The organism is Frankia sp. CgKIO3 (assembly GCF_977946435.1).
On sequence record NZ_CDWTMO010000158.1, the window covers coordinates 1 to 9,279 of the forward strand.

General features: G+C 70.1%; 8 protein-coding genes. 6 read left to right on the forward strand and 2 right to left on the reverse strand.

Annotated elements, in window-relative coordinates:
* Window positions 1-539: 539 nt before the first annotated feature.
* Window positions 540-1,370 carry a MarR family winged helix-turn-helix transcriptional regulator gene (locus AC08OJ_RS15970; RefSeq protein ID WP_476596138.1) on the reverse strand — a complete coding sequence of 277 codons (831 nt, stop codon included), beginning with the start codon at window positions 1,368-1,370 and terminating at the stop codon, window positions 540-542.
* 320 nt (window positions 1,371-1,690) lie between these two features.
* Here AC08OJ_RS15970 and AC08OJ_RS15975 point away from each other — a divergent pair, with 320 nt between their 5' ends.
* The 6 genes from AC08OJ_RS15975 (at window position 1,691) to AC08OJ_RS16000 (ending at window position 5,844) form a co-directional block, all read left to right on the forward strand.
* Entirely contained in the window at window positions 1,691-3,214 is a 1,524-nt protein-coding gene (locus AC08OJ_RS15975) for an aromatic/alkene/methane monooxygenase hydroxylase/oxygenase subunit alpha (RefSeq protein WP_476593951.1), read from the forward strand.
* Window positions 3,215-3,302: 88 nt separating this feature from the next.
* Entirely contained in the window at window positions 3,303-3,551 is a 249-nt protein-coding gene (locus tag AC08OJ_RS15980; protein ID WP_462187827.1) for a toluene-4-monooxygenase system B family protein, read from the forward strand.
* A gap of 7 nt (window positions 3,552-3,558) precedes the next feature.
* A complete protein-coding gene (locus AC08OJ_RS15985; protein ID WP_476596139.1) occupies window positions 3,559-3,984 on the forward strand; it encodes a monooxygenase system ferredoxin subunit in 426 nt (141 codons plus the stop codon).
* Window positions 3,981-4,286, forward strand: coding sequence for an MmoB/DmpM family protein (locus AC08OJ_RS15990; protein WP_476593949.1), 306 nt, complete (start codon window positions 3,981-3,983; stop codon window positions 4,284-4,286). The genes AC08OJ_RS15985 and AC08OJ_RS15990 overlap by 4 nt, the downstream gene beginning before the upstream one ends.
* A gap of 2 nt (window positions 4,287-4,288) precedes the next feature.
* A complete protein-coding gene (locus AC08OJ_RS15995; RefSeq protein ID WP_476596140.1) occupies window positions 4,289-5,314 on the forward strand; it encodes an aromatic/alkene monooxygenase hydroxylase subunit beta in 1,026 nt (341 codons plus the stop codon).
* A 41-nt stretch (window positions 5,315-5,355) separates the two neighbouring features.
* Window positions 5,356-5,844 (forward strand): beta-class carbonic anhydrase, encoded by a 489-nt coding sequence (locus AC08OJ_RS16000; RefSeq protein WP_476596141.1) that lies wholly within the window; start codon window positions 5,356-5,358, stop codon window positions 5,842-5,844.
* Window positions 5,845-6,102: 258 nt separating this feature from the next.
* Here AC08OJ_RS16000 and AC08OJ_RS16005 read toward each other — a convergent pair whose 3' ends face one another.
* Window positions 6,103-8,703 (reverse strand): Tex family protein, encoded by a 2,601-nt coding sequence (locus tag AC08OJ_RS16005; RefSeq protein ID WP_476596142.1) that lies wholly within the window; start codon window positions 8,701-8,703, stop codon window positions 6,103-6,105.
* Between the last annotated feature and the right edge of the window lie 576 nt (window positions 8,704-9,279).

Sequence of the window (9,279 nt, forward strand, 5' to 3'; positions counted from 1 at the left end):
AGATCAAATGATCAACTTATTTAATGACGATCCCAAAGCACACTCCCGCCCCGTACCGGGCGGAGAGGAACGTGGGCGCGCACCAGAATCCGATCATGAAAATAACCCATTCTTGACCATGGTAATTACACGTAGAACACCGGTAATCCGCCATCTAACACGCCCGTCGAGCTCACTTTTCCCGATCACCACAACTGCGCCGGACGGCTGTCTAACCCTGGCTCCACCCTGCGGACCCTGTTCGAACGGACCGGCCCCCCAGCCGGCTCCGACGAGGCGATCGAGACCGGCCGGGCCGCCGTCGCGGACACCCCCACCGACGGGAGAAGCCGGGGTGGCCCTGGGGCGCCTGGGTTGGTCCGGGCCTGGCTGCCCTGATACTGGGTAGTGAGGCTGGCGCCATGACCGACACCACTGACACGGCGGCCATCGCCGTTGACGGCGGCCTGGTGACCGCCATCCCGGCTTCCTGAACCACTCCCGCCGAACCGGGCGGCGTGCGTGCTGCCTGGTACCGGCATGGCCAGGCAGCACGCCCCTCAGCCAGCCACAATCGCGGCATGAGCCCAGCGAGTAGCCTGAGCGACTTCCTGCGGACCCGCCGCGCCCGCTTGCATCCATCGGACCGATGGGCCCGCCGGCCCCCTCCTCGCGCAGCTGATCGGTGAGCTGTCGACAACGGACCCCGCGGGCGTGCCGTCGGGCAGGCCGACCGCGGCGCCGCGGCGGGCGAACTCCTCCTGGGTGAGGTGTTCCGGGCAGTCGACCCGGATGTCGGACGGCCCGAGGCGGTAGTCGAAGAACGCGCAGCGGTGAACGGTGGGTTGGGTGCGGCGGGTGGGCCGGGCGTGGCGAGGCGCGGGTTCGAAGTGCCGGCAGGTGGTACACGTGCGCGTCACGCTGATCAGGTGTTCGGCGTGCAGGCGTTCCAGCAGGTCCAGGAGGGTTGCGAGCAGCTGCTCGCCGTCCGGGCGGGGGATCCTGGCGGTCGCCACCTCGACCGGGGCGGTCCACCGGGAGACCGCGTGCGCGGTCTGCTGGCCGTCGGCGGTGAGGTGGAGCCGGTAGTGACGCCGGTCGGCGGGGTCCTGCTGGCGGCCAACGAGCCCTTTGCGGCGCAGGGCTGCCACGGCGTCGCTGACGGTGGGGTCGGCCACGTCGAGTTCACGTGCCAGTGCGCTGGTTCGGGCCGCCGGGGGTGGTCCCGCGTAGAGGCGGGCGAGGACCCGAAGCTGGGTGGGGGACAGGTCGTGCGCCTCGGCCGAGCGGCGGGCGAGCACCTGCAGGGCCTCGCCGATCCGGTCGAGGACGGCCACGATCTTCGCGTCGAACCCGGGGTGGCGTTCCTCGGGGGTGCCGGGCGGCCTCACGCGCGCGGTCCGAACGCCGCGTGTATCGCCAGCACCGCTGCCTCCTGCCGTTGGGACTTTCCCGGGTTCGCGACGGCCGACCCGCCGCGAGGGTCGTGACGGGGAACGTCGGAACCCGCGAGTGGACCTTAGCAATCCGATCCGCCCGGACCGGATCGTTAGGAATCCTTGACATCAAGGGTCGTCCCGCACATAGTTCTCCTTGTCGACTGAAACTGTCGAGATGGCGGCCGGTGCCGGGTTGGGCCGTGCGGCGCGTGAGCGTTGCCGGACCGGGCGGGTCCGGTCCGCGTCCGTGGGGGAACACCAAGGAGGCGAGCATGCCGAAGCTTGCCCGCAGTGACTGGTACGACCTGGCCCGCGACACCAACTGGTCGTTTGGTTACGTGTCCGAGCAGGACGTCTTCCCAGAGGAGCTGTCGGGGACGGGCCGGGTCTCATCCGAGGAGTGGCTGGCCTGGGACGAGCCATACAAGATCGCTTATCGGGAGTACGTGCACAACCAGGTGACGAAGGACACCACGACGTACTCGGTCAAGAACGCGATCGCCCGCTCGGAGCTGTTCGAGAAGCTCGACCCGGGATGGAAGTCGGTGATCCTGGCGCACTATGGCGCGATCACGATGCCGGAGTACCTCGCCTCCATCGGTGAGGCGCGGATGGGCCGGTTCGGGCGGGCGGCGGCGTGGCGCAATACGGCGACGTTCGGCACGCTCGATGAGGTCCGGCACGGCCAGATCCAGGCGTTCTTCCCCTATGGGTTGATCGGGAAGGAGCCGCGGGCCGACTGGGCGCTCAAGGCGTTCCACACGAACGAGTGGATCGTGCTCGCGGTCCGGCAGCTGTTCGACGACATGTTCGTCGCCAACGACGCGCTGTCGATCGCGCTGCAGCTCACCTTCACCCTTGAAACCGGTTTCACGAACCTGCAGTTCCTCGGCATGGCAGCCGACGCGATCAAGGTGGGTGACCTGGAGTTCGGCTCGCTGATCTCCAGTATCCAGACGGACGAGGCCCGCCATGCCCAGCAGGGCGAGCCGACCATCAAGATCCTTGCCGAGGGCGGCCACAAGGACTGGGGCCAGTTCCTCATCGATCACATGTTCTGGCGGTCATGGCGGGTGTTCGCGCTGCTGACCGGCCTATCGATGGACTACTACACCCCGCTCGAGCATCGGACGATGTCGTTCAAGGAATTCATCGAGGAGTGGGTGATCAAGCAGTTCTCCGACCAGTTCCGGGACTTCGGTCTGGAGTATCCGTGGTACTGGGAGGAGTTCGTCAACGAACTCACCTGGTACCACCACGCGATCCACCTCGGGGTGTGGAACTGGCGGCCGACGGTCTGGTGGAACCCGGACGCCGGCGTCTCGGCGGACGAGCGGGTGTGGCTGGAGGAGAAGTACCCGGGCTGGAACCGTACGTTCGGCAAGTACTGGGACGTCATCGGCGACAACATCCGCGCGGGGAAGGGCGAGGCCACCTTCCCGGAGGCGCTGCCGTTGGTGTGCAACCTGTGCCAACTGCCGATCGTGCGGGCCGCCGGCGTGGAGGCCGGCGCGCTGGCCTCGGCCGCTCCGCTGCGCCACACCCACGGGGGCCGTGACTACCTGTTCTGCTCGGAACCCTGCAAGTGGATCTTCACGCAGCGTCCGGAGCGGTTCGCCGGGCACCGGTCGCTGGTGGACCGGTTCCTCGCCGGCGAGATCAGCCCGCCCGACCTCGGCGGCGTGCTCGCCTACATGGGGCTGTCGCCGTCCGAGCAGGGACAGGACGCCACCGGCTACGCCTGGGCACAGGCCGCGGCGGCGGGCGCAACCGGCGCCAGGGCGGCACGGCGATGACCCCCGGGGCGCAGGTGACCCCCGGGGCGCAGGAGCACTCCCACGAGCACGTCTACGTCCACGTCCACGAGCACTCCGAGGGGGCCCGATGGCTCTGCTGCCGCTGAGCGCGGTTTTCGAGCACGACTTCGTGTCGCTGCTGGTGGCGGTGGACGACGCCGACACCGTCGAGGCCGTCGGCCAAAAGATCGCTCACCACGTCGTGGGCCGGCGTCTGCCGGCCAGCGACGCGCCGGTGGGGGTCCGCCACAACGGTCGGGTGCTCGCCCGCGAGGCGCGCATCGGCGAGGCCGGCGTCGGCCCGCTCGACCATGTCGAAGCCTTCTTCGATGAGTAACACGTCGATGAGTAGCGCGTCGGCGGGTGACGCGTCGGCGGGTGGCACCGCAGTGGCGTGGACCGACGTCGCCTCGCTGGACGAGGTGTGGGAAGGCGACGTGCTCGAGGTGACCGCGGGCGCCGAGCAGGTGCTGCTGGCGCACCTGCCCGGCGGGGCGCTACGGGCGTACCAGGCGGTGTGCCCGCACTCGCGATTCCCGCTGGTCAACGGCGCCGTCGAGGACGGGGTGCTCACCTGCGCCGCGCACCACTGGGAGTTCGACCTGGCGACCGGCGAGAGCCTCAACCCGAGCGACTGCCGACTGTACAGCTTCCCGGTGCGCGCCGACGGTGAGCGGATCATTGTCGGGATCCCACCCGACGGCCGACGTCACTACAACCGGTGCCGTGGCGCTGCGACCGCGGCACCGACGGGGAGACGATTTTCATGACCGCCGACTCCAGCCGCCTGGTAGGCCCCATCGTCCGCGGATTCGACCCGGACGTCGTCGAGGCACTGTACGCCGCAATCGAGAAGGACAACCCCGACCAGACGCTGGTCGTGGAGGACCGCAACGGCTACGTGCGCATCAACGCGCCCCGCTTCCTGCGGGTCACCCGCGCCAGCCTGGAGGAGGCCGCCGGTCGGTCCGTCCCGCTCGCCACCCTCGAACCCGCCCTCGCCGGCTTTGCCGGGCGGATGCGGTACGTGAGCGACGACGAACTCGTCTGGTACCTGGACCGGAAGGACTGAGGATGACTACCGCCCCCACGGCGAGGCCCCTGCGCACTTGGAGTATGTTCGACGGGGCCCGCCGCAAGCCGAACGAGTACGAGACCGTCACCGGCCACTTCCACTACCACTTCGGGCGGCAGCCGGCCCCGTTCGACCTTGATCCTGACAGTCCGATCAACCGGTGGTACCTACGCTACCGCGAGGGCTCGCCGCTGCGGGGCGTGGACTGGGAGGCGTTCCGCGACCCCGCCCAGCTCAACTACCGCCGCTACATCGCCCTGCAGCACGACCGGGAGATCTACGCCGAAGGCGTCGTCGACCACTTCGAGGCCCTCGATGCGGATGCCGGCCTGAACCCGGCCTGGGTGGGTGTCCTCGCGCGGCTTTACCTGCCCGCCCGCTACCTGTTCCACGTGTTGCAGATCACCAGCCTGTACGTCGGCCAGCTCGGACCCAGCGCCTACGTCAGCAACGCCGCGTTCTTCCAGGCCGCCGACGAACTGCGCGCCCTGCAGTGGATCGCCTACCGGGCCAAGGCGCTGTCATTGGTCCATGGCGCCGACCTCGCCGACAGCCGGGCCACCCGACGGTTCTGGGAAGAAGACCCGGCCTGGCAACCCGCCCGGGAGGCGCTGGAGCGGTTGCTGGTCGCCTACGACTGGGCGGAGGCCTTCACGGCGCTGAACCTCGTCGTCAAGCCGGCGCTCGACACCCTGCTCAAGACCGCCCTCCCCGACCTCGCGGACGCCAACGGCGACGGCCTCACCGCCCAACTGCTGCGCGAGTCCGGCGTCGACGGCGCCCGCAGCCGGGCGTGGAGCGCGGCCCTGGCCCGCCACGCCATCGCCGAACGGCCCGACAACGCCGCGGTTCTCGCCGTCTGGGAAGAAAGCTGGCGCCCCCGCGCGGAGAAGGGCGTCGCGGGCCTGGCGGCCCTGTTCGGCGATGCCCCGAACCCGGCTAGCCCGGCCAAGGTCACCGCCACCGTCGCCGCGACCATCGCGGCGTTCCGTGCCTCCTGGACCGGCACGGCGGACCCCGCCTGAACCTCCGGCCTCCACCACCGATCCGCCCCCCGGAAGGACCCATGTCCGTCACCGACGACTACCTGACCAACAACGCCGCCTACGCGAAGACCTTCGCCGGGCCGCTTCCGCTGCCGCCGTCCAAGCACATCGCCGCCGTCGCCTGCATGGAAGCACGGCTCAACGTCTACGCGATCCTCGGCCTGGGCGACGGCGAGGCTCACGTCATCCGCAACGCCGGCGGCGTCGTCACCGACGACGAGATCCGTTCCCTCGCGATCAGCCAGCGCCTGCTCGGCACCCGCGAGATCATCCTGATCCACCACACCGACTGCGGCATGCTGACCTTCACCGACGACAATTTCAAACGCTCGATCCAGGACGAGACCGGGATCAAACCGGAATGGGCCGCGGAGTCGTTCACCGACCTGACCGAAGACGTACGCCAGTCGATCGCGCGGATCAAGGCGAGTCCGTTCATCCCGCATACCGGCGCCATCCGTGGCTTCATCTTCGATGTTGCCACCGGACTGCTCACCGAAGTCGCGTGATATCCGCCTGCCGCACCCTGCTGTTCAGCGCCTTCGAGTATCGACTCACCATTATCGGTATCACCGTCGGTTCTTTCTGATGACACCGTATTTCTGACGACACCGGACTCCGTCCGCCGTCGGGGTGCTTCGGGGATCAGTACCGTCGATCCGCGAAGCACCTCCGGGGGGAGCCAGGTGAGTGGGGCCGGCGGGAGGCGCCGGAGCCGATAATTCCCGGCCCGACCCGCCGGCCCCACCCGTCACCTGGTCAGTGGGTCAGCCGCGCTTGCGGCCGGACTCGCCGAGAGTGATCTGGTCGCCGTTGACGATGCCGGCCCGGCGCAGCGCCTCGGCGATCGCGCCGTCCGGCACACTGGATCCGCTGCGGCCACCGGAACCGTTCCTGCCACCGGAACCGCCGTGGCCACCGGAACCGCCACGACGGCCCGTGCCACCGCGTCCACCGGAACCGCCGGCACCACCGGCACCACCGGCACCACCGGCACCACCAGCACCGCGACCGCCGGCACCACCACGTTCGCCACTCGCGGTGCCCCGGCCGCCATCCCGCTGATCACCACGATCACGGCTCCCGCCGCGTCCGGCGCCCGCACCCGCGGCTCCCCGCCGGTCACCCTCGCCGTCCCGGCGACCCGGACCCCCGGCACCGGCCTCGTCGTCCAGCCGCAGCGTCAGCGAGATCCGCTTGCGTGGGATGTCGACGTCGAGAACCTTCACCGTCACGATGTCGCCGGGCTTGACGACCTCGCGCGGATCCCTGACGAAGTTCTTCGACATCGCCGACACGTGCACCAGGCCGTCCTGGTGAACGCCGATGTCGACGAAGGCCCCGAACGCGGCGACGTTCGTGACGGTTCCCTCCAGGGTCATGCCGGGGACCAGGTCCGCGAGCGTCTCGATCCCCTCGGTGAATGCCGCCGTCCTGAAGGCCGGCCGCGGGTCACGGCCGGGCTTCTCCAGCTCGGCGAGGATGTCGGTGACGGTCGGCAGGCCGAAGGTGTCGTCGACGAACTCGCTCGGCTTCAGGGCTCGCAGGACCGCGCCGTTGCCGATAAGGGAGCCGAGGTCGCCGCCGGTCGCCGCGAGGATGCGCCGCACCACCGGGTAGGACTCGGGGTGCACGCTGGAGGCGTCCAGCGGATCGTCCCCGCCGGGGATGCGCAGGAAGCCGGCGCACTGCTCGAACGCCTTCGGCCCGAGGCGGGGGACGTCCTTCAGTGCGGCCCTGGTCTGGAACGGCCCGTGCGTGTCGCGGTGGCGCACCACGCTCTCCGCGAGGCTCGCCCCGATTCCGGACACCCGGGTCAGCAGCGGGGCAGACGCGGTGTTGACGTCCACCCCCACCGCGTTCACGCAGTCCTCGACCACCGCGTCCAGGGATGACGACAGCCGGGACTCGGACAGGTCGTGCTGGTACTGCCCAACCCCGATCGACTTCGGGTCGATCTTCACCAACTCCGCGAGCGGGTCCTGCAGCCGCCGGGCGATCGACACGGCCCCGCGCAGCGAGACGTCGAGCCCGGGGAGCTCCGCCGCGGCATAAGCGGACGCCGAATACACCGACGCCCCCGCCTCCGACACTGTCACCTTCGTCAGCGACAGCTCCGGGTGCCGGCGGATGAGGTCCTCGGCGAGCTTGTCGGTCTCCCGGGAGGCCGTCCCGTTCCCGATCGAGATCAGGTCGACGCGGTGCTCCCGGGCGAGCCGGGCCAGGGTAGTGATCGACTCGTCCCACCGCCGTGCCGGGACGTGCGGATGAATGGTGTCGGTGGCGACCACCTTGCCGGTCGGGTCGACCACGGCGACCTTCACTCCGGTGCGGTACCCCGGGTCGAGACCCATGGTCGCCCGGGTCCCGGTCGGCGCCGCGAGCAGCAGGTCACGCAGGTTCGCCGCGAACACCCGCACGGCGGTGTCCTCGGCGGCCGTCCACAGCCGCATCCGCAGATCGACGCCGAGGTGCACAAGGATGCGGGTGCGCCAGGCCCAGCGGACCGTGTCGAGGAGCCACCGGTCCGCCGGCCGGCCCGCGTCGGAGATCCCGAACGTCTCGGCGATCCGCGTCTCGTAGTCGGTCGGCCCGGGCGGCGGGGCGGCGTCCGGCTCCGCCGGCACGCCCGGTTCGAGGGCCAGGTCGAGGATCTCCTCCTTCTCCCCCCGGAACGCCGCGAGGATGCGGTGCGACGGCAACGAGGTGAACGGCTCGGAGAAGTCGAAGTAGTCCGAGAACTTCGCCCCCGCCTCCTCCTTGCCCTCCCGGACCCGGGAGACCAGGACACCACGCGACCACATTCGCTCGCGCAGCGTGCCGATCAGGTCAGCGTCCTCGGCGAACCGTTCGACGAGGATCGCCCACGCCCCCTCCAGCGCGGCACCCGCGTCGGCCACGCCCTTCTCCGGATCGACGTAGGCCGTCGCTGTGGCGTACGGGTCGAGCGAGGGGTCGCCCAGCAGGCTCTCCGCCAGCGGTTCGAGGCCGGCCTCCCGGGCGATCTGCGCCCTGGTCCGCCGCTTCGGCTTGAAGGGCAGGTAGATGTCCTCCAACCGGGCCTTGGAGTCGGCGGCGAGGATCTGCGCCTCCAGGGCGTCGTCCAGCTTGCCCTGCGACCGGATCGACTCGAGGATCGCGCCGCGCCGATCCTCTAGCTCCCGCAGGTAACGCAGCCGTTCCTCCAGCGTGCGCAGCTGCGTGTCGTCGAGGGTGCCGGTTGCCTCCTTGCGGTAGCGGGCGATGAAGGGCACGGTGGCACCACCGTCGAGCAGGTCGACCGCCGCCGTCACCTGCCCCTGGCGCACGCCGAGCTCCTCGGCGATCCGCTGATGGATGGACTGCTGCGGGACAGATGTCGTCGTCACAATCCCTGATCCGCCTTCTCGTCGATCTTCGGTCGCCGGGCCGGGGGCCGGCCGCGTCGTCGTCGCTCGGGCGCCGTGCGGTGATACCCGCGCCGATGCTCTGACTGCGAGACTACGGGTGATCACGCGGTTTTCCGCCCTCGGGCGGCGGTCCCGGCGCGGGTTCCCGCGTTCCCGCAGCCTCCTGGTTTCGAGCGCAGGCCTCCTGGTCTCGGCTGCCAGCTTCCTGGTCTCGGGCATCGTCCCCGCGTGGCGCGGTTACGGCGGCGACCGGCCCGGCCCGGCGTGGCCCGCCTGGCCGGAGAACCGGTTCCGGGGTGGCCGGGTCGTTTCTGCTACCAGCTCTGATGAGCTGGGCGGTCTGATTGTGTTGCGGTGTATATCCCATTGGTTCGGCATGACCTACGATGTGTCCGTGCACACTGGGGACGGGGCTGCCGGCGCGGGCCGCGTGTATTCTCGGCATTCCGCCGCCGAGGTCGCGGTGAGTGGCCGGGCGGGCTCCCGTGGGGGCGACCCGCGCTTTGCCGCGTCGGGCCGCGAGGTGAGCCGCGGGAGTACCCTGGGCTCAATGCC